Source organism: Oleiagrimonas sp. C23AA (genome assembly GCF_011759385.1).
GTDB lineage: Bacteria > Pseudomonadota > Gammaproteobacteria > Xanthomonadales > Rhodanobacteraceae > Oleiagrimonas.
The window spans coordinates 325,391-344,665 of sequence record NZ_JAARLY010000004.1 but is presented as its reverse complement, the minus strand read 5'-3'; the positions used below and the strand labels follow the sequence as shown (position 1 = coordinate 344,665).

Sequence of the window (19,275 nt, the reverse complement as noted above, 5' to 3'; positions counted from 1 at the left end):
GACCGGCGCGACGCCGGCCGATGCCTCTGCCCAAAGGCCAGCCTCAGCCCTTGGACTTGCCCTGGTTGGCAACCGCTTCCATCTTCGCCTTCAGCGCCTCCTGGTCACCCAGGTAGTAGCGGCGCAGCGGATTCATGTCGGCGTCGAACTCGTACACCAGCGGAATGCCGTTGGGGATATTCACGCCGGCGATGTCATCGTCGGAAATGTCATCCAGGTACTTGACCAGCGCGCGCATGGAGTTGCCGTGCGCCGAAACCAGCACGCGCTGGCCGGAGCGGATGGCCGGCGCCAGCGTCTCGTGCCAGTATGGCAGCACGCGCGCCACGGTGTCCTTCAGGCACTCGGTCAGCGGCAGCACCGAGGGGTCCAGCGCGGCGTAGCGCGGGTCGTGGGCGGCCTCGTTGTCGCCCGGCTCCAGCGCCGGCGGTGGCGTGTCATAGCTGCGGCGCCAGATGTGTACCTGCTCGTCGCCATACTTGGCTGCCGTCTCGGCCTTGTTGAGGCCGGTCAGCGCACCGTAGTGGCGCTCGTTCAGGCGCCAATGCGTCTGCACCGGCAACCACATCAGGTCCATTTCGTCCTGCACATGCCACAACGTGCGCACGGCACGCTTGAGCACCGAGGTGTGCGCCACATCGAAGCTCAAGCCTTCGTCCTTGAGCAGCTTGCCCGCTTCCTTGGCTTCGGCCACACCCTGCTCGGTAAGGTCGACGTCGGCCCAGCCGGTGAAACGGTTTTCCTGGTTCCACAGCGACTGGCCGTGGCGAATCATGACGAGCTTATGCATGGGGATCCAATGTAAGTGGAGGGAAATCAGGTCACTGCAAATGGTGGGAGCTGGCGCGGCAAGCGTCAACGTTGGGGCAGCAGGACGGCGCCGGGCGCGATTTCGCCGCAGGCATCTAAACCCTGCCCCAGGCCAGCGCATCCAAGCACCTACTTCATTATCCCAAACCTGTCAGCCGCAAGGAGATTCCCATGCGCCGCATGTTTCGCCCGCTTACCCTCACCGTCGCCCTGATGCTGGCCCTGCCCACCATGGCCGCCATGGCCTCGCCGCAGTCGGACATCAGCAAGCTAAACGGCGGCATCGATGTATCTGCGCATCAGCAGGCCGGTGATTTGAGCTCGGTCAACGGCAGCGTCAACATCGGCGCCTCGGCGCAAGCCGGCCAGGCCCACACCGTCAATGGCAGCATCACGCTGGAACACGACGCCCACGCCCGAGGGGTGAAGGCGGTCAATGGCGATATCACCCTCGAGCGCAAGGCGCAGGTGCGCGATGACGTCAGCACCGTCAACGGCAGCATCGACCTGGCGCCGCAAGCTGAAGTGGCCGGCCACGTGTCCAACGTCAACGGCACCATCAAGCTTGACCACGCCCATGTCGGCGGTGGCCTGGAGACCACCGCCGGCGACATCACCGTCGGCGCCGGGTCACAGGTGGAAGGTGGCATCCTGGTCAACGAGTCGCACTCGGGCTGGTTCCACAGTGGCCACAACGACCACACGCCGCGGGTTGTCATCGGTCCCGACGCCACCGTGCACGGCACGCTCGACTTCAAGCGCCCGGTTGATCTGTATGTAAGCAACACCGCGCACGTGGGCACCATCGTCGGTGCCAAGGCGCACACCTTCGACGGCGCTCGCCCATAAGCGCCCACTCTTTGCCGGCATGCGGCCGGCTGTGATACACGTCAGGACACCGATGCAAGGGGGCATCGGTGTCCGGTCGCCAAGGCGCCGGCATGCAGCTGTCGACGGCGACGCCCCAGAAGGCTAGAACCGCGGCGGGCACCACGGTTTCCAAGGTCATACCGGGGAGTGATGAAGTAATGCGAGTGAAGCAGATTTTGTGTGCGCTGGCCGCTGCCGGCTTCCTGACCGCCTGCTCGTCAGGCAGCGATTCTTCCAACCCATCCGCCACTGCGCCGAGTCATGCCGGCTCCAGCCAGAGTGCAAGCGCACCGGCGAGCACCGCTGGCGCGCCGGCAGCACCCTCAAGTCAGGCGCTGCCCGAGGTGGTGAAGATGGCCGACCGTCATCACTTCTCGCCCGATATCACCGCTGATGACTTTGTCACAGACGTAAAAGTGCTGGGCTCGGATGCCTTTGGCGGACGCAAGCCCGGCAGCCCCGGCGCCACGCTGACCACCAACTATCTGATTGCCCAGTTCAAGCGCATGGGTCTTCAGCCGGGCAATCACGGCCAGTGGTTGCAGGCGGTGCCGGTGGTGTCCACCGAGCTGACCAATACCGATGTCACCCTGGACATGCACGCCGGCCAGCAGAACCTGCCCTTCGCCTATCGCAAGGATATGATCGTGGCCACGCTGCAGGGCAAGCCCAAGGTCAGCCTGGACAAATCCGACGTGGTCTTTGTCGGTTACGGCATCGACGATCCGGCGCAGCACTGGAACGACTACAAGGGCGTGGACGTGAAGGGCAAGACGGTGGTCGTGCTGGTCAACGACCCCGGCTATGCCAGCGGCAACCCGAAGCTGTTCAAGGGCCGCACCATGACCTACTACGGGCGCTGGACCTACAAGTACGAGGAAGCGGCCCGCCAGGGTGCGGCCGCTTGCCTGATCGTGCACGCCACCGGCGCCGCCGGGTATCCCTGGAGCGTGGTCAAGAACAGCTGGTCCGGCCCGCAATTCGACCTGCCATCCAGCGAAGATCCGGCACCGCGCCTGCCCGTGGCCGGCTGGCTGACCGGCGATGCCGCGCGCGCCTTGTTCAAGGCGGCCGGCAAGAGCTTCGACCAGTTGGCCAAGGCGGCCGGCCGGCGCGGCTTCAAGCCGGTGCAGCTCGATGCCACCGCCTCGATCACCCTGGACAGCCGCATCGGCCATTTCCAGTCGCATAACGTGTTGGCCAAGGTGCCCGGCAGCCAGTATCCGGATGAGGCGGTGATCTACAGCGCGCACTGGGACCACCTGGGTACCGACCCGTCATTGCAAGGCGACCAGATCTACAACGGCGCCGTCGACAACGGTACCGGCGTGGCCGCGTTGCTGGAGCTGGCCGGCAAGTTCGCCGCGCAAAAACCCGCGCCCAAGCGCAGCGTGCTGTTTGCCGCGGTGACATTGGAGGAATCGGGTCTGCTCGGCTCCAAGTACTACGCCGCCCATCCGGTATTCGCGCTGGACAAGACCGTGGCCGACATCAACATGGATGCGCTGGCGCCGATCGGGCGTGCGCACAACATTACCGTGGTCGGCCTGGGCCAGTCGCAACTGGATGACTACCTGAAAGCGGCCGTGGCCATGCAGAACCGGCATCTTTCGGGCGAGGATTCACCGGAGAAAGGCTTCTACTTCCGCTCCGACCATTTCAGTTTCGCCAAGGCCGGCGTGCCGGCACTGGACGTGGAAAGCGGCGAGGATCTGCTCGAGGGCGGCATGAAGGCCGGGCGCGCCGCCAGCGCCGACTACACCGCACATCGCTATCACACCCCGGCCGACGAGTATTCGGACAGCTGGAAGCTCGGCGGCATCATCGAGGATGTGCAGGCGCTTTACGACGTCGGCCACACGCTGTCGGACAAGCACGTGTTCCCGGCGTGGTCGCGCGACAGCGCCTTCCGCGCCAAGCGCGTGAAGATGATGCAGCACAGCAGCAAGTAAGCGACAAGGCCCCCGGCGCAGACCCGTGCCCGGGGCCGTTGCCTTTGAGGCACGCCCGCCAAGCGGGCCGCGCGGTGGCTACAGCCAGTCGCGCGGCTTCAGGTAATCGGCCAGCGCTGCCTCGGCGCTGCCCGGCTCGGGCGTGTAGGCGTACTCAAAGCGCACCAGCGGCGGCAGGCTCATCAGGATCGACTCGGTACGCCCGCCCGATTGCAGGCCGAACAGCGTGCCGCGGTCGTAGACCAGGTTGAACTCCACATAGCGCCCGCGCCGGTACAGCTGGAACTGACGCTCACGCTCTTCCCACGGCGTGTGCATACGCCGCTCGACAATCGGCAGGTATGCATCCAGGAAACCCTGGCCAACGTCGCGGGTGAAGGCAAAGCAGCGGTCGAATCCGCCTTCGTCCAGATCGTCGAAGAACAGCCCGCCGATGCCACGCGTCTCGTCACGGTGCTTGAGATAGAAATACTCATCGCACCAGCGCTTGTAGCGCTCGTACACATCGTGGCCGTAGGGCGTGCACACGTCGCGCGCCACCTGGTGCCAGTGCGTCACGTCCTCGTCGAACGGATAGAACGGGGTCAGGTCGAAACCGCCACCGAACCACCACAACGGCTCGACGCCTTCCTTGCGCGCCTCGAAGTAACGCACGTTCATGTGCGTGGTCGGCACGTAAGGATTGCGCGGGTGCATCACCAGCGACACGCCGGTGGCGACGAAACTTCCGCCGGCCAGCTGCGGGCGATGCGCGGTGGCGCTGGGCGGCAGCCGGTCGCCATGCACCAGCGAGAAATTCACCCCGCCCTGCTCGAACACACCACCATCGCGCAACACGCGGGTGCGACCACCACCGCCGCCCTCACGCGTCCAGGCATCCTCGACGAAGCTGGCTTCGCCGTCGATGTCGGCCAGCGCATCGCACAGGCGATCCTGCAACTGGCGCATGAAGTGTTCGGCGGTCTTGGCGTGATCGGTATGGCTCATGACAATGTCCGCGCCGGGTGTCGGCAGTCAGCTGCCGCGGGCGAGGTTGCTCATGTCGCGCCGCGTGTCGTTGACCCGATTGTTGACCCAGCTCAGGTAGTTCTCGTGGATGAACGGCGGCCCATATTTCATGGTGCTCGTGGGAAGCCTGGTCAAAGCGTACCGCATGGCGGTCGTCATGGATGTACCGACGCGCTAAGAGTGTACCGATACAGCGCGGCCTCCATGTCACCTCAGAGTGCCGGCATCTGCCAGCCACTGGTGGCCGGGCCCCTCGTCCGGATATCGGGCCCTAAGGCAACACCGCCCAGCACGCCCTGCCTGAGCAATGCGCCGGCTGACCGATCGCCCTCACGTAATGCGCTCGGCCATGCGGCGGTGGCCGATCAAATGCGCCCAGCGCAGGCCCAGGTCGATCCACATCAGGTAGCCGGCTTCAAGCACGATGCGCCGGGCATAGCGCAGCGTACGCGGAAGCCGCGGTTCGGCGGCGATCAACTGGCACTGGAAACCCAGCCGGCGCGCCAGATGACGGCACCGCGCCAGGTGATAACGACTGGTCACCAACTGCACCGGGGGCAATGGCTCACCGAGCAGCGAACGCGCGTGGCGCAGATTCTCCAGCGAATCGATCGAAGCCTGCTCCAGCGTCACTGGCACTGCCGCCGGGGCCTGGTTGGCGCGCAGCCAGTCGGCACCGGCCTGTGCCTCGCTGATCCGCCCACCACTGGCGCCACCCAGCAACAGGACGCGCACGGCCGTGCCCGCCCGCATCAGACGCAGGCATCGGCGCAGGCGCTGACGGTAATCGGCCTCCGGACGATCGTCGACCAGGCGCCGACCGAACACCAGCACCACGCCGGCACGGCTGGGCCGCAGGCGGCTGCGCGCGGCCAGCTGCCACACGTGCACGATATAGCCCAGCCATACCAGACCGCCGCTGGCGGCCAGCGCCACCATCACCACGGCCAGTGCATGCAGCACGTCGGCATCGCGCAGATATCGCCAGGGGCCACGGCGAACCGGGCGGAGCGGATCGGACATTAAGGCCACACCGGGCAGGGAAAGCGCGCAGTCTGCGATGCCCTCGCCGGCAGCGCAACGCTTGCCACAGCGCAGCTGAACCCAACCCGGCAAGCAGCGCCGATGCAGGCTAGGCAAGGCCGCAGACGCTGGGCTAGGCTGCCGTTGATGAATACACGAGTGATGACGCCGCTGGCGGTGAGTGCCTACACCGCCGTGTCGGCGCTGGGAAACGGACGTCAGGGGCACGCCCGGGCACTGGCCGAAGGCCGTGGCGGACTGCGCGAAAACGACATCAGCAGCGCGCCGCTGGCGTGCTGGATCGGTCGCGTGCCCGGCATCGAGGCGCACGCCCTGCCAGAGGACATGGCGCACTGGGACTGCCGCAACAACCGCCTGGTGCACATGGGCCTGCAAGCGGATGGCTTTATCGAGCGCGTGCGCGCCGCGCGTGAGCGCTACGGGCGCGAGCGCATCGGCGTGTTCATGGGCACCTCCACCGGCTCCATCGAGGCCACCGAGGCCGGCTATCGTCAGCTCGAGGATGGCCGCCTGCCCGCAGCGCTGCGTCGTCCCGGCATCCACTCGCTGCACTCGCTGAGCGCTTTCACCGCCGAATACCTGGACCTGCAAGGCCCTGCATTGACCGTCTCCACGGCCTGCTCGTCCAGCGCCAAGGTGTTTGCCATGGCGTCGCGCATGCTGGCGCTGGGCGTGATCGACGCGGCCGTGGTCGGCGGCGCCGATACGCTGTGCGACAGCGTGCTGTTCGGCTTCAATTCGCTGGAGCTGGTCTCCAAACGGCCGGCGCGTCCGTTCGATGCCTCGCGCGACGGGCTCTCGCTGGGCGAGGCCGCCGGCTTTGCCCTGCTCGAACGCACCGACGCGGCGCCGGATGCGCCTAGGCTGGTCGGCTATGGCGAAGCCAGCGACGCGCATCACATGTCCACGCCGCACCCGCAAGGCCTGGGCGCGGAACTGGCCCTGCGCGATGCGCTGGCCCGCGCCGGACTGGATGCCAAGGCGGTGGACTACATCAACCTGCACGGCACCGCGACCCCGAAGAACGACGAGGTGGAAGCGGCGCTCCTGGCACGTACCTTCAGCACCCGCACCCGCGCCAGTTCGACCAAGGGCTACACCGGCCACACACTGGGCGCGGCCGGCATCGTCGAAGCGGTGGTGGCACTGACCGCGATCGAACACGGCCTGATTCCCGGCAACTTGGGCTGCGATGAACCCGAGCCGGTCTGCGCCAGCCACTTGGCGCTGCAAGCCGAACACCGCCCGGTGCACGTGGCGCTGAGCAATTCCTTCGGCTTTGGTGGCAACAACGCCTGCCTGGCCTTCGCCCATGCACGGGGGGCGGGCGCATGAGCACCCTGGCTCCGATCTGGATTGAAGGCATCGGCGTATGGGCGCAAGGCGCCGCCGACTGGCCATCGCTGCGCGCGCGTATGGCCGAAACACGCGCCGAACCCAGCGACGATGAATGTGCCGGCAAGCCGGCCGCCGCGCTATTGGCGCCGGGCGAGCGCCGCCGCGCGCCGATCAGTGTGCGCCTGGCGGTGGAGGCCGGCGCACAGGCAGTGGCCATGAGCGAGCGTGATGCGTCCACGCTACCGTGCCTTTTCAGCTCCGCGCACGGCGACAGTGGCATCCTCGACTACATGTGCGCCACGCTGGCCGAGGCACCACGCGAGCTGTCGCCGACGCGCTTTCACAACTCGGTGCACAACGCCGCTGCCGGCTATTGGACCATCGCCACCGGCTGCCATGCCGCCTCCGACGCGCTATGCGCATGGCGCCACAGCTTCGGCGCCGGCCTGCTGGAAGCGATCGGCGAAGTGCTCAGTGGTGGGCAACCGGTGCTGCTGGTCAGCTACGATGTGCCCGGCGAAGGGCCGCTGGGCGAGATGATCGACAGCCGCGCACCGTTCGGCTGCGCACTGGTGCTGGCACCGGCTCAAAGCGAGCGCAGTCTGGCTCGCCTGGATGTGCGTACCGGCCCGGCACAGGCCGTCAGCAGCGCACAGGCACCGTTCCTGCGCTGGCTGGCCGAGCGCAACCTCTCGGCCGGTGCCGCGCCGTTGCTGGAAGCGCTGGCCGATTCGGGCTCGCACACGCTGGAAATGCCTGCGGCCCCGGCGCTGGGTCTGCACATCGCCATGGAGGTGGCCCCTTGAACACCGAGCCCGACTACTGCTGCATCCTGATTCCGTGCCTGAACGAGGCCAAGGCCATCGGTCCGTTGCTCGATTCGCTCAAGCCGCTGGGCCTGCCCATCATCGTGGTCGATGACGGCTCCGATGACGGCACCCCCGAGATGGTGCGCGAACGTGGCGTGACGCTGATCCAGCATGCCCAGCGCAGCGGCAAGGGCGAAGCCTTGCGCACCGGCTTTCGCGAAGCTCTCGAGCGCGGCTACCAGGCGGCGCTGACCATGGATGGCGATGGCCAGCACATTGCCGCCGACGTGCCGCGCATCCTGGCCGTGGCGCGACGCTATCCCAACCACATCGTCACCGGCGCGCGTCTGATCAACCGTCACAAGCAGCCCAACTACCGCCGCCGCGCCAACAATTTCGCCGACTGGGGTATTTCCTGGGCCTGCGGGCAGCGCCTGATCGACACCCAGAGCGGCCAACGCTATTACCCCAAGGCAGTGCTGGAACTGCACGGCATCCAAACGCAGGGCTTTGTGTTCGAGAGCGAGATTCTGATCGAGGCGGCCTGGCAGTGCGGCGTGCGTGTAGCCTCGGTGCCGATCGAGTCGCGCTACGAGCACACCCAGGTGGACGGCCCGCGCCAGTTCCGCGTCAGTCACTTCAAGCCGGTGCCGGATTTTCTGCGCATCACGTTCCATGTCATCGGCAAGATCGTCGGCGCCGGTTTTCTGCTGGACAACTACCGCCGCGTACGCCGCGAGAAGCCGCTGCTGATCGATCCGGGCAAGGATACCGGAAGCACCACGGACGAGGCCGAGGCACACGCCCGCGCCTGAGCCATCGTGTTGCGTGTTCGCGCGTCGCGGATGACGCCGGCCACCTGACACCGCACAATCGAGCAACCATGCATGGGTCGAGGGAGACGACCATCATGCGGCGGCGACAACGACACTCGGGAGGGTGTGATGACGCAGACACACGATGCAGTCATTCTGGGCGGTGGCCTGGCCGGCCTGACGCTGGCCCTGCACCTGAAAGGCGAGTATCCGGATCTGGACATTCTGGTGCTGGAACGGCGCCCGCACCCGCTGCCGGCGGCCGCGCACAAGGTCGGCGAATCCACCGTGGAAATCGCCGCGCACTATTTTGCGCAGACGCTCGGCCTTGGCGAGCACTTGGAATCGGCGCACATCCGCAAGTTCGGCTTCCGCTTTTTCTTCTCCGACGGCCGTGCCGATCTCGAGAACGTCACCGAACTGGGCGTCAGCCGCGTGCTACCCACGCCCAGCTACCAGATCGACCGTGGCATCTTCGAAAACCACCTGGGCGAAGAAGCCCGCCGGCGCGGCATCGATTTTCGCCATGGCGCCAGCATCGACGGCCTGAGCGTGGGCGAAGGCGATGCGCCGCACCAGGTGCGCTGGCGCCAGGACGATGGCGAACACAACGCCCAGGCGCGCTGGCTGCTGGATGCCTCCGGCCGCGCGGGCTTGCTGCGGCGCCGTTTCGAGCTGACACGCGACAACCATCACGCCGCCCACGCCGTGTGGTTCCGCCTGGACGAGCGGCTGGAAATCGACGGCTGGTGCAACGACCGCGACTGGCTCAACCGCTGCTCGCCACCCGAGCGCTGGCGCTCGACCAACCACATGGTCGGCCCCGGCTACTGGACCTGGCTGATTCCGCTGGCCTCCGGCGCGCACTCGGTGGGCATCGTCGCCGATTCGTCAATGCACTCGTTTCAGGCCATGCGCAGCTTCGACGGCGCGCTGGACTGGCTGACCCAGCGCCAGCCGGCGGTGGCGCGCGAAGTGGCCAAGCGCCGCGACACGCTGCTGGATTTCGCCTTCCTGCGCCGCTACTCGCACGGCTGCGCGCAGCACTTCTCGGCCGACCGCTGGGCCCTGACCGGCGAGGCTGGCAGCTTCCTGGACCCGTTCTATTCGCCGGGTGGCGATTTCATCGCCATCAACAACACCTACATCGCCGCACTGGTCGGCCACGATCGGGCCGGTCGTCACCTGGCGCCATACACGCATCTGTACGAGCAGCTGCTGGCCTCCTTCCACAGCAACACCCTAAGCCTGTATCAGGGCCAGTACGGCTTGCTCGGCAACCCCGAGGTACTGCCGATCAAGGTGATCTGGGATTATGCCTACTACTGGGGCGTGCTGTGCCAGCTGGTGTTCCAGAACCGCCTGACAGACATCGGCTTCCTGGGTGCGGTGCGGCCGCAACTGGAGCAGGCGCAAGCGCTGAACGCGCGCATGCAAGCACTGTTCAAGCGCTGGCACGCGGTCAGCGACCCGGCCAATCCGCGCGCCATGCTCGACCAGCGTGAGCTGCCGTGGTTTGCCGAGCTCAACCGCGGTCTGCACGACACACTGGACGATGTCGCCCTGCGCCAGCGCCTGGGTGCCCACGTCGAGCTGCTGGAAGCGTTGGCCGATGCCATCGTACTGCGCGCCGCCCAAGCCGATCCGACGCTGCAGGGACCGCTTTCCGGACGTGCCCGCCCGCCGCTGTTCGAGCGCGCGGCCTGACCGCCACACGCCCGACAGCACCGCTGTGCGCGCGCTAGAATCAAGGTTTTCGAACATTTCACAGGGATGACCATGGCTCCACTGCACGTCATCGTTCTCGCCGCCGGCGAGGGCACGCGCATGAAATCCTCCAAGGCCAAGGTGCTGGCACCGCTGGCGCAGCGACCCATGCTGGCGCACGTGATCGACACGGCGCGTGAGCTGGAGCCTGCGGCCATCCATGTGGTGCACGGCTTTCGCGGTGAGGATGTGCAGGCTGTCTTTGCCGATGCCGGGCTTAACTGGGTGGCCCAGGCCCAGCGTCTGGGCACTGGCCACGCGGTGCAGCTGGCCATGCGCGACGTTCCGGATGGCGCGCGCGTACTGGTGCTGTATGGCGATGTGCCGCTGGTGCGCGCCGCCAGCCTGCGCGCACTGATCGAACCTGACGCGCCGCTGGCGGTGCTGGCCGCCGAGCAGTCCAACCCAGCCGGCTACGGCCGCGTGCTGCGCGATGGCCTGGGTCGCGTGCGTGCCATCGTCGAGGAAAAGGACGCCGACACCGAGCAGCGCGCCATCACGCTGACCAATACCGGCATCATCGCCGCCAGCGCCGGCCGCCTGCGCCAGTGGTGCGATGCGCTCAGCTGCGAGAATGTGCAAGGCGAGTATTACCTGACCGACGTCTTCGCCATGGCTGCGGGCGATGGCGAAGCCGCCGCCTGTGTGGTGCTGGACGACCCCCGCGAAGCGGCCGGTGCCAACGATCCCTGGCAGCTGGCGCAATTGGAAGGCTATTTTCGCGAACGCTGCGCCCGTGCGCTGGCCACGGCCGGCGTGCGCCTGACTGATCCGGCGCGTTTCGACCAGCGCGGCACGGTAGAGGTCGGACGTGATGTCGACATCGATGTCGACGTGGTGCTGGAAGGGCGCGTGGTGCTTGGCGACGGCGTGCGCATCGGCCCATTTTGCCGCCTGCGCGATGTGACCCTGGCCGCCGGCACGCAAGTGCATGCGCATTGCGATCTGGAAGGCGTGATCACCGAAGGGGCCTGCCAGTTGGGCCCATTCGCGCGCCTGCGTCCAGGCACCGTGCTGGCCAAAGGCACGCGCGTGGGCAATTTCGTCGAGATCAAAAAAACGCGGCTGGGACCGGACAGCAAGGCCAACCACCTGACCTACCTGGGTGACGCCGAGGTCGGCGCTGGCGTCAACATCGGTGCTGGCACCATCACCTGCAATTACGACGGCGTAAACAAGTTCCGCACCGAGATTGGCGATGGCGCCTTCATCGGCTCCAATAGCGCCCTGGTCGCGCCACTGCGCGTGGGCGTGCAGGCCACGGTGGGCGCCGGCTCGGTATTGACCAGTGATGCGCCGGACGGCCAGCTGACTGTGGCCCGGGCGCGCCAACGCAGCCTCAGCGGCTGGAAACGTCCCGTGAAAAGCGACAGCAAATAACGCCCCCGCGTAGACGGCGACCGGACCAGGCTCGGGCCGCCGTCAGCCTCAGTAACGCCAGCCGTCTATCTCCACCAGCAGTTCGGCGCGACAGATGTCGCCGTGCAGCAGTAGCCGCGGCGTTTCCGGCAGATGCCGGGCCAGGTACTCGTCGATGGCCTGGGTCTGTTCGGGGTGACGCACATACACCTTCAGCGGCGAATGCTCGTCGAACCCCGCCGCGCTGCCGGCATGGGTCAGCAGCGCCTCGAGATTGGCCAGGATCTCATCGAGCTGCGGCTCCAGCTGGCCGATGTGCTGCGACTCGTGGCCGATGATCGAGGCGGTGCCGGAGATGGCCAACTCGCCGCCGGGCAGCCGCATGGCGCGGGCGAAACTGGGCGGGGTCGGCCCATATTGGCGCGGATACTGCCAGGCGGCGACCTGGCGTGGATTTTCCAGTCGCGTACCCGGCTTAAGCGCCGCCAGGCAATACACCTGCAGCCAGCCTTCTGCGGCGTGATGACCCACTGCCGTGGCTGCCGGGAAACCCTCGGCGAAAAAGTCGCCCATGCCTATCGCCCGGCCATCACAGAAGCGCTTGTAGCGCTCACGATCGCCGTCACCCGTGTTGATCTGGCCCAGGTAATTCCACAGACGCTGCACCTGGCCGGCCGGATGCCGGGCCAGGAAGGCGCACAGCTGGGCATAGGCCTGCTCGGATGCGCCGGCAACGCCGCCATGATCGGCCTCGTTCACATCCATGGCCACGAACAGCCAGCCACCACCGCTGGCCCAGGCCAGTTCACCCTCCCGCCCGTGGGCGACGCTATCGTCCACCTGCCAGTATTCGATGGCGCCGTACGGCGCGCCAAGCACCCCCAGCGGCACGCGCAAGTGGCGTGGATCACCCGGCGCCGCACGCTGCGTGTCGAAACTGAACGCGGCCAGCGTGTTCGACGCGGCCAGCGCCGTGGGCAGCGAGTGGCCATAGCTCACCCGTGGCGCGGCGGTCAATGTGCTGTCCCCGGGGCTCGGGCATGCTTGGTTCATCCGGTATCCTCGACACTTGGTTTGATCACGGCCGCTGGGCCGCGGGAAAAACACCCTATGTTACACTCCGCGGCCGCTGGGTCCGGGGGATCCACCAGCCAATGCGGGGAGCGCATAGCAGCATGACCGAGCAGACCGCGGCCGAACGTGAACTGGCCGAACTCATTGTCGAAAGCCTGAACCTGGAAGAGGTCAAACCGGAGGAAATCGATCCGGAGGCGCCGCTGTTCGGCGGCGATCTGGGCCTGGATTCGATCGACGCGCTGGAGATCGCGCTGGCGGTGTCCAAGCGCTATGGCTTCCAGCTGCGTTCGGACAACCCGGACAATCAGCGCATTTTCGGCAGCCTGCGTGCGCTTTCGGCGCACATCGAGCAGCACCGCACCAGCTGAGCAATACGCGGCGCCGGTGTGCGTGCCGCAGGCATGCTAGATTCAGCCGCAACTGCCTGTGAACATGGTGTCGATGCCCGTCGCCCGCCCAATCCAAGCCCTCGCGGCCCCGCTGATGCTTACCTATGCACCACTGGCCCTGGCCGCCGCCCTGCTGCACCGGCCGGGATGGGCCGTGGCCGGACTGGCGGCGCTACTGACCGGCATCGCCTGTGCCATGCAAGGTCGCGCCGGACGCCGTGGCTGGGGGCTGTGGCTGCTGCTGACGGCGCTGGCCACGCTGGCGGTAGCCTACGGCAAGCAAACGTGGTTGCTCGATGCGGTACCGGTGGCCTTCAACGCGGCGCTGGCGTGGCTGTTTGGCCACACCTTGCGCGCTGGCCGCGAGCCGCTGGTGGCACGCATCATCGCCAGCATGGAGGGCGAGGCGCGCCTGGCCCTGCCCGGCGTGCATCGCTACGCACGCCAGGTCACGGTGTTCTGGGCCGTACTGCTGGGTCTGCAGACACTACTGCTTGCCGCCTACTGGCTGGGCACCGGCCCGATGCAGCTGACCCCGCCGCCGGCCATGGTCTGGTACGCGCACCTGGGAGGCTATCTGGTGCCGGTGCTGGCGATGCTGGGCGAATACAGCGTGCGCCGCCTGCGTCTGCGGCACATCCATCATCCGGGGCCGGCCGAATTTGCCCGCAATCTGGCCGCCTGCTGGCCTTCGCTGGTGCGAGGCATGTGGGCATGAACGAGTACACGCATGATTTCACCATTGCCGCCGAGCATCCCTGCCTGCCCGGCCACTTCCCCGGCCATCCGCTGGTGCCCGGCGTGCTGATTCTGGACGAAGTGGCCTGCGCGCTGCGTAGCTGGCGCCAGAAAGCCCTGACGCGCGTGATCGATGCCAAGTTCATCGCCCCGTTGCTGCCGGCACAATCGGCGCGGGTCACCCTGAGCGCCGGGCGCGATCCACAGCGGGTGCGTTTTGCCGTGCATCGCGGCGATACGCTGCTGGCGCGCGGCCAGCTGGAGCACCCGGCATGAGCGCGCACTGGCGCCAGCGTCCGGAAGGCGGCGGCCGCTTTGCCCTGTGGCTGATCCGCACCATTGCGCTTTACGGCGGGCGTGGCCTGGCGCGGCTGATCCTGTATCCGATCACGCTGTACTTTTTCATCCGCCGTGGTCCGGAGCGAGCCGCGTCGCGCGCGTTTCTGCGCCGCATCGGCAAACACCCGGTGCACGCCGGCCACGTGCTCAAGCACATCCACTGCTTTGCCTCGACCATTCTCGACCGCGTGTTTTTCCTGGCCCGTGGCGAAGACTCGTTCGAGATACGCGCGCAAGGCCTGGAAGCCCTCGAAGCCAAGCTCGGTGAAGGCCGCGGCGTGCTGCTGCTGGGCTCGCATCATGGCAGTTTCGAAGCGCTGCGCACGCTGTCCTCGCGGCGTCCCGATGTGCCATTGCGGGTGGTGCTGAACAAGCAGCAGACGCCGGCCATGACCGAACTGCTGGAGTCGCTGGCGCCGGATGTGGCCGCCGGCGTCATCGACGGCGCGCGCGATCCGGCCTCGGTGGTGCTGGCGCTGGCCGAAGCGGCCTCGCAAGGCCACATGATCGCGGTGCTGGCCGATCGCGGCCGCCCGGATGAACCGATGCGCCACGCCCCGTTCCTGGGCGATCCGGCACCGTTCCCGGTCGGCCCGTGGCTGCTGGCCAACGCGCTGAAGATTCCCGTGGTGTTGTGCTTTGGCGTCTACCGCGGCGGCAATCGCTACGAGCTGACTTTCGAGCCCTTCGCCGATACGGTGGAGTTTCCCCGCGAGCGTCGCGAGGCGGCCCTGCAAGCGTGCGTCAACGCCTACGCCGAGCGACTGGAAGCGCAGGTACGCAACGCGCCCTACAACTGGTTCAATTTCTATGATTTCTGGCACGATCACCAGGCTGATGGCCTGCACGCTGGCGCTGATGCCGGCCTGGGCTCTGGCGCGCGCGCCTGATCCAGCACCCGCGGGGCTGTCGCCGCAGGCCAGCGCGCTGATTGCCGGGCTCAAGCAGGCCCCACCCACGCAGACGCCATTCGCCGAGGCCAAGTACTCGGCCATGCTCGACCGCGCGCTGGTGGTTTCGGGCACGCTCAGCTGGCAGGGCGGCGACCATCTGAGCCGTGATGTCAGCGCGCCCTACAAGGAACACACCGTCATTGCCGACGGCAAGGTGGCGATGACGCGCCAGGGCCATGGCACACGGCATTTCTCGCTCGATCGCGCGCCGCCGCTGAAAGCGTTGCTGGACAGCCTGGTTGCGGTGCTCTCGGGCAACCCGCAGCGCCTGCAAAAAGGCTTCAGTGCGCGCCTGGATGGCGATGCCGCGCACAGCTGGACGCTGACCCTGCGCCCGGACTCGGCGCGCCTGGCCAAAGGGCTTTCGCACATCCGCCTGGATGGACACGGCGACACCCTGGACTGCATGGAAATTGCCCAGTCCGGCGGCACCGTCACCATCGACCTGCTCGGCCCGCTGGCGGCCAAAATGCCCAAGCAGCCCAATCGTGCACAACTGACGGGGCTGTGCCGCCGTGCACACTAGCCGGCGCCTGATCCTGGCGCTGGTGTGGCTGGGCCTTCTGGCTCTGCTCGGCCTGTACGTGGCGCGCAGTCTGCGTGTCAGCACGGACCTGCGCAGCTTCATGCCGCCGCCGTCGACGCCGGACCAGCAGTTGCTGATGGACCAGATCGGCAATGGCCCCGGCTCGCGTCTGTTGCTGCTGGCCATCGCCGGTGCCGATGTCGATACCGCGGCCGGCCTGAGCCAGGATCTGAGCGATGCGTTAAAGCACGACAAGCAGTTCACCGAGGTGATCAATGGCCGCTTCGACCTGGACAGCCTGGATCCCAAGCTGCTGCCTTATCGCTACCTGCTGTCACCGACACTGGATAGGCACCGGCTCGATGCCGCCTACCTGCACGACCAACTGCAGCAGCGTCTGGCCGACCTGGGCTCGCCGGCCGGCGCCATGCTGGAAACCTGGTTGCCACGCGATCCGACGCTGGAAATGCTGAAACTCGCCCAGCGCTGGACGCCTGCCAACGCACCGGACACACGCGATGGCGTCTGGTTCGACAAGCGCGGCGAGGCGCTTCTGCTGGTGCAAACGCGCGCGCCGGGGTTCGATCCGGGGGCGCAAAAGCAGGCCATCGATGCCATCCAGGCCGCCTTCAAGGCCTTGCCCGATCACGCCAAGGCGCACCTGGTGATGAGCGGCCCGGGCTACTTCAGCGTCAAGATCAATGCGCGCACCCGCGCCGAGGCCGACTGGTTCGGGCGTATCTCCACCATCGGCTTCATATTGCTGCTGCTTTGGGCCTACCGCAGCCCGCGTGCGGTGCTGCTGGGCGCGCTGCCGGTGGCCAGTGGTGCGCTGGCCGGGCTGGCCTTGTTGATGGTCTGTTTCGGGCAAGTGCACGGCATCACGCTGGCGTTTGGCTTCACCCTGCTGGGGGTGGCGCAGGAATACCCGATCCGCCTGCTCAGCCATCGCCGCGCCGGTGCCGACGCGCTGGCCGGCGTACGCGCGCTGTGGCCGCTGCTGCTGACCGCCATCGCCTCGGCCTGTATCGCCTATCTGGCCTTCTACGCCTCGGGCGTGCCGGGACTGCAGCAACTGGCGGTATTTACCATCGCCGGTTTGCTGGTAGCCGGCTTTTCCACGCGCTACCTGCTGCCCCACGTGTTGCCGCAGCGCTTTCGCGATGTTGCCGACAGCCGGCCGCTGGCGCGTTGGCGGCAACGCTTCGATGCGCTGCCGCGGCCGAAGATCATCCCCGTGCTGGTGGGCGCCGCGGTGATCGGAGCGCTGTGGCTGGCGCCGGGGCCGTTCTGGCAGAACAACCTGGCCGCGCTGACGCCTCTGCCGCACAAGCTGATGGCGACCGACGCGCGGCTGCGCCAGGCGCTGGGCGCACCGGACGTGCGTTATCTGCTGCTGCTGCACGCCGACAGCGCCGAAGGGGTGCTGCAGTTGTCCGAGCGCATCACGCCGACCATCGACGCACTGCAAAAGCGCGGCGCGGTGCAGGCGGTGGAGCTGCCCTCGCGCTACCTGCCCAGCGCCAGGACGCAGCGCGCACGCCAGGCGCGTCTGCCCGATGCCGATACACTCAAGCATGCACTGGCCCAGGCCGATGCCGGCATGCCGTTCCGCGCCGGGCTGTTCCAGCCGTTCCTGGCCGATGTCGCCACCGCGCGCCAGCTGCCGCCATTGACACCGGCAAGGCTGGCCGGCTCGCCGCTGGCGCAGCGTCTGACCGCCATGCTGGTACGCGAGGGCCGCGGCTGGGTCGGCCTTGCCACCGTGTCGGGCGTGCACGATGTCGCCGCTCTGCAGGCGCTGGCCAAAGACACCGGCGGCAAGGTGCGCCTGCTGGACCTTAAAGCCTCGTCCGAATCGCTGATTGCCGCCTATCGCGTGCGCATTCTCAAGGCACTGGCGGTGGCCACGCTGCTGCTGGTGCTGACCATCACCATCGCCTTGCGCAGCCTGCGCCGGGCCTGGCATGTGCTGGCACCGATGACGCTGGCCACTTTTGCGGTCTTGGCGGTGGAGCGCGCTGTCGGCATCGAGATTTCCCTGTTCCACCTGGTGGCGCTGATCCTGGCGGCTGGCTTGGGCCTGCATTACGCGCTGTTTTTCGAACGCCAGACTGGTGATGCCGCCGAACAGCGCCGCACGCTGCACGCCACGCTGGTTTGCGTGGCCTCGGCGCTGCTGGTGTTCGGCATGCTGGCGTTTTCGTCCATTCCGGTGCTGCGCGCCATCGGCCTGACGGTGAGCCTGGGCGTGGCTTTCCATTTCTGCCTGTCGATCCTGATGGCGCCGCATGTGGAGCGCACCGATGCTTGAACGTGATCAATTCGCCCCGCTGATTCCGCACGCCGGAGCCATGTGCCTGCTGGATACCGTGCTGGTCTGGGATGCCGAGCACATCCACGCGCAAAGCCACCGCCACACGGCCGCCGATCATCCGCTGCGTCGCGATGGCCGGCTGCACGCGGTACATCTGGCCGAATTCGGCGCCCAGGCCACCGCTATCCACGGCGCGCTGAAAGCGCGCGAGCAAGGCGCCACGCGGCCGCGACCGGGCATGCTGGTCTCGCTGCGCGATGTGCAGTTGGGCTGCGAATTCGTGCCCGATACCGGCACGCTCAGCATCCAGGCGCAGTGTCTTTTCGCCGACGACAGCGGCGCGCAATACCGTTTTTCCGTGCAACACGACGGCCAGACACTGGCCAGCGGCCGCTGCGCGGTGATCCATCCGCAGGAGACATCGACATGAGCCAAGCTGACCCACGTCGCGCCCTGGTCACCGGCGGCAGCGGCGACATCGGCGGCGCTATCTGCCGCGCTCTGGCCGCTGGCGGCTATCACGTCATCGTGCACGCCAACGCCAACCGCGAGCGCGCCGAAGGCGTGGTCGCCGCGATCACGGAAACCGGCGGCTCGGCCGAGGCAATCAGCTTTGATGTCGCCGATGCGGTGGCGACGGCACAGGCTATCGATGCATTGCTGGAGGCCGGCCCCATCGCCAGCGTGATCAGCAATGCCGGTATTCACGACGATGCGCCGATGGCCGGCATGGATGCGGCACGCTGGCAGCGCGTGATCGATGTTTCCCTGCATGGCTTTTTCAATGTCACCCAGCCGCTGCTGCTGCCGATGGCACGCCAGCGTTTTGGCCGCGTGATCGCCATCGGCTCGGTGGCCGGCGTGTTAGGCAATCGCGGCCAGGCCAACTATGCCGCGGCCAAGGCCGGCCTGCACGGCGCCATCAAATCACTGGCGCGGGAAATGGGCTCGCGCGGCATCACCGCCAACGTGGTCGCGCCGGGCATCATCGCCGGACGCATGACCGATGCCCTGTTCGCCCCCGAGCAGGTCAAGGCCATGGTGCCGGCCGGCAAGCCAGGCAGGCCCGAGGATGTCGCCGCGCTGGTGGCGTTTCTGGCGTCATCGGCCGCTGGCTACATCAACGGCCAGGTCATCGGCGTCAACGGCGGCATGGGTTAGCGC

The 19,275-nt window shown here is 67.2% G+C and carries 19 protein-coding genes; 15 read left to right on the top strand and 4 right to left on the bottom strand.

What is annotated here, in order from left to right; all coding sequences use genetic code 11:
• Positions 1-43: 43 nt before the first annotated feature.
• Positions 44-790, bottom strand: coding sequence for a 2,3-diphosphoglycerate-dependent phosphoglycerate mutase (gpmA, locus tag HBF24_RS09425; RefSeq protein WP_167172250.1), 747 nt, complete (start codon positions 788-790; stop codon positions 44-46).
• A 191-nt stretch (positions 791-981) separates the two neighbouring features.
• Here gpmA and HBF24_RS09420 point away from each other — a divergent pair, with 191 nt between their 5' ends.
• On the top strand, positions 982-1,659 hold the full coding sequence (locus HBF24_RS09420; RefSeq protein WP_167172248.1) for a hypothetical protein: 678 nt from the start codon (positions 982-984) through the stop codon (positions 1,657-1,659).
• 179 nt (positions 1,660-1,838) lie between these two features.
• Complete coding sequence (locus HBF24_RS09415; RefSeq protein WP_167172246.1) at positions 1,839-3,632, top strand: M28 family metallopeptidase; 1,794 nt, start codon at positions 1,839-1,841, stop codon at positions 3,630-3,632.
• A gap of 78 nt (positions 3,633-3,710) precedes the next feature.
• On the opposite strand, the gene hemF is transcribed toward HBF24_RS09415, so the two are convergent.
• Positions 3,711-4,619, bottom strand: coding sequence for an oxygen-dependent coproporphyrinogen oxidase (gene hemF, locus HBF24_RS09410; RefSeq protein WP_167172244.1), 909 nt, complete (start codon positions 4,617-4,619; stop codon positions 3,711-3,713).
• 351 nt (positions 4,620-4,970) lie between these two features.
• Positions 4,971-5,663 (bottom strand): YdcF family protein, encoded by a 693-nt coding sequence (locus tag HBF24_RS09405; protein ID WP_167172242.1) that lies wholly within the window; start codon positions 5,661-5,663, stop codon positions 4,971-4,973.
• A gap of 147 nt (positions 5,664-5,810) precedes the next feature.
• On the opposite strand from HBF24_RS09405, the gene HBF24_RS09400 reads away from it, so the two are divergent.
• From HBF24_RS09400 to glmU, 5 genes are all read left to right on the top strand, one after another.
• Positions 5,811-7,019 (top strand): beta-ketoacyl-[acyl-carrier-protein] synthase family protein, encoded by a 1,209-nt coding sequence (locus tag HBF24_RS09400; RefSeq protein WP_240922355.1) that lies wholly within the window; start codon positions 5,811-5,813, stop codon positions 7,017-7,019.
• Entirely contained in the window at positions 7,016-7,828 is an 813-nt protein-coding gene (locus HBF24_RS09395; RefSeq protein WP_167172240.1) for a beta-ketoacyl synthase chain length factor, read from the top strand. The genes HBF24_RS09400 and HBF24_RS09395 overlap by 4 nt, the downstream gene beginning before the upstream one ends.
• Positions 7,825-8,646, top strand: a complete 822-nt coding sequence (locus tag HBF24_RS09390) for a glycosyltransferase family 2 protein (protein ID WP_167172238.1) — start codon at positions 7,825-7,827, stop codon at positions 8,644-8,646. The genes HBF24_RS09395 and HBF24_RS09390 overlap by 4 nt, the downstream gene beginning before the upstream one ends.
• A gap of 129 nt (positions 8,647-8,775) precedes the next feature.
• Complete coding sequence (locus HBF24_RS09385; protein ID WP_167172236.1) at positions 8,776-10,353, top strand: tryptophan 7-halogenase; 1,578 nt, start codon at positions 8,776-8,778, stop codon at positions 10,351-10,353.
• 66 nt (positions 10,354-10,419) lie between these two features.
• On the top strand, positions 10,420-11,793 hold the full coding sequence (glmU, locus tag HBF24_RS09380) for a bifunctional UDP-N-acetylglucosamine diphosphorylase/glucosamine-1-phosphate N-acetyltransferase GlmU (RefSeq protein WP_167172234.1): 1,374 nt from the start codon (positions 10,420-10,422) through the stop codon (positions 11,791-11,793).
• Positions 11,794-11,841: 48 nt separating this feature from the next.
• Here glmU and HBF24_RS09375 read toward each other — a convergent pair whose 3' ends face one another.
• Positions 11,842-12,825: a pteridine-dependent deoxygenase gene (locus HBF24_RS09375; protein ID WP_240922352.1), complete on the bottom strand. Its 984-nt coding sequence runs from the start codon at positions 12,823-12,825 to the stop codon at positions 11,842-11,844.
• 122 nt (positions 12,826-12,947) lie between these two features.
• On the opposite strand from HBF24_RS09375, the gene HBF24_RS09370 reads away from it, so the two are divergent.
• The 8 genes from HBF24_RS09370 to fabG all read left to right on the top strand — a co-directional run bounded on the left by HBF24_RS09370 (position 12,948) and on the right by fabG (position 19,272).
• Positions 12,948-13,217, top strand: a complete 270-nt coding sequence (locus HBF24_RS09370) for a phosphopantetheine-binding protein (RefSeq protein WP_167172232.1) — start codon at positions 12,948-12,950, stop codon at positions 13,215-13,217.
• A 115-nt stretch (positions 13,218-13,332) separates the two neighbouring features.
• On the top strand, positions 13,333-13,956 hold the full coding sequence (locus HBF24_RS09365) for a xanthomonadin biosynthesis protein (RefSeq protein ID WP_167172230.1): 624 nt from the start codon (positions 13,333-13,335) through the stop codon (positions 13,954-13,956).
• On the top strand, positions 13,953-14,252 hold the full coding sequence (locus tag HBF24_RS09360; RefSeq protein ID WP_167172228.1) for a hydroxymyristoyl-ACP dehydratase: 300 nt from the start codon (positions 13,953-13,955) through the stop codon (positions 14,250-14,252). The genes HBF24_RS09365 and HBF24_RS09360 overlap by 4 nt, the downstream gene beginning before the upstream one ends.
• On the top strand, positions 14,249-15,205 hold the full coding sequence (locus tag HBF24_RS09355) for an acyltransferase (RefSeq protein WP_167172226.1): 957 nt from the start codon (positions 14,249-14,251) through the stop codon (positions 15,203-15,205). Before HBF24_RS09360 ends, HBF24_RS09355 begins: the two co-directional genes overlap by 4 nt.
• Positions 15,153-15,794: a LolA-related protein gene (locus HBF24_RS09350; protein ID WP_167172224.1), complete on the top strand. Its 642-nt coding sequence runs from the start codon at positions 15,153-15,155 to the stop codon at positions 15,792-15,794. The genes HBF24_RS09355 and HBF24_RS09350 overlap by 53 nt, the downstream gene beginning before the upstream one ends.
• The gene (locus tag HBF24_RS09345; RefSeq protein WP_343162737.1) at positions 15,784-18,108 is read left to right on the top strand and encodes an MMPL family transporter; all 2,325 of its coding nucleotides are present in this window, start codon (positions 15,784-15,786) and stop codon (positions 18,106-18,108) included. The genes HBF24_RS09350 and HBF24_RS09345 overlap by 11 nt, the downstream gene beginning before the upstream one ends.
• Positions 18,101-18,541, top strand: a complete 441-nt coding sequence (locus tag HBF24_RS09340) for a phosphotransferase (protein WP_167172222.1) — start codon at positions 18,101-18,103, stop codon at positions 18,539-18,541. The genes HBF24_RS09345 and HBF24_RS09340 overlap by 8 nt, the downstream gene beginning before the upstream one ends.
• Positions 18,538-19,272 (top strand): 3-oxoacyl-ACP reductase FabG, encoded by a 735-nt coding sequence (gene fabG, locus HBF24_RS09335; RefSeq protein WP_167172220.1) that lies wholly within the window; start codon positions 18,538-18,540, stop codon positions 19,270-19,272. The genes HBF24_RS09340 and fabG overlap by 4 nt, the downstream gene beginning before the upstream one ends.
• Positions 19,273-19,275 lie beyond the last annotated feature (3 nt).

What these genes read in the sequence shown, in the direction of transcription:
- gpmA (WP_167172250.1), bottom strand. Translation starts at nt 790, where the DNA reads ATGCATAAGCTCGTCATGATTCGCCACGGCCAGTCGCTGTGGAACCAG.
- HBF24_RS09420 (WP_167172248.1), top strand. Translation starts at nt 982, where the DNA reads ATGCGCCGCATGTTTCGCCCGCTTACCCTCACCGTCGCCCTGATGCTG.
- HBF24_RS09415 (WP_167172246.1), top strand. Translation starts at nt 1,839, where the DNA reads ATGCGAGTGAAGCAGATTTTGTGTGCGCTGGCCGCTGCCGGCTTCCTG.
- hemF (WP_167172244.1), bottom strand. Translation starts at nt 4,619, where the DNA reads ATGAGCCATACCGATCACGCCAAGACCGCCGAACACTTCATGCGCCAG.
- HBF24_RS09405 (WP_167172242.1), bottom strand. Translation starts at nt 5,663, where the DNA reads ATGTCCGATCCGCTCCGCCCGGTTCGCCGTGGCCCCTGGCGATATCTG.
- HBF24_RS09400 (WP_240922355.1), top strand. Translation starts at nt 5,811, where the DNA reads ATGAATACACGAGTGATGACGCCGCTGGCGGTGAGTGCCTACACCGCC.
- HBF24_RS09395 (WP_167172240.1), top strand. Translation starts at nt 7,016, where the DNA reads ATGAGCACCCTGGCTCCGATCTGGATTGAAGGCATCGGCGTATGGGCG.
- HBF24_RS09385 (WP_167172236.1), top strand. Translation starts at nt 8,776, where the DNA reads ATGACGCAGACACACGATGCAGTCATTCTGGGCGGTGGCCTGGCCGGC.
- glmU (WP_167172234.1), top strand. Translation starts at nt 10,420, where the DNA reads ATGACCATGGCTCCACTGCACGTCATCGTTCTCGCCGCCGGCGAGGGC.
- HBF24_RS09375 (WP_240922352.1), bottom strand. Translation starts at nt 12,825, where the DNA reads ATGAACCAAGCATGCCCGAGCCCCGGGGACAGCACATTGACCGCCGCG.
- HBF24_RS09370 (WP_167172232.1), top strand. Translation starts at nt 12,948, where the DNA reads ATGACCGAGCAGACCGCGGCCGAACGTGAACTGGCCGAACTCATTGTC.
- HBF24_RS09365 (WP_167172230.1), top strand. Translation starts at nt 13,333, where the DNA reads ATGCTTACCTATGCACCACTGGCCCTGGCCGCCGCCCTGCTGCACCGG.
- HBF24_RS09360 (WP_167172228.1), top strand. Translation starts at nt 13,953, where the DNA reads ATGAACGAGTACACGCATGATTTCACCATTGCCGCCGAGCATCCCTGC.
- HBF24_RS09355 (WP_167172226.1), top strand. Translation starts at nt 14,249, where the DNA reads ATGAGCGCGCACTGGCGCCAGCGTCCGGAAGGCGGCGGCCGCTTTGCC.
- HBF24_RS09350 (WP_167172224.1), top strand. Translation starts at nt 15,153, where the DNA reads ATGGCCTGCACGCTGGCGCTGATGCCGGCCTGGGCTCTGGCGCGCGCG.
- HBF24_RS09340 (WP_167172222.1), top strand. Translation starts at nt 18,101, where the DNA reads ATGCTTGAACGTGATCAATTCGCCCCGCTGATTCCGCACGCCGGAGCC.
- fabG (WP_167172220.1), top strand. Translation starts at nt 18,538, where the DNA reads ATGAGCCAAGCTGACCCACGTCGCGCCCTGGTCACCGGCGGCAGCGGC.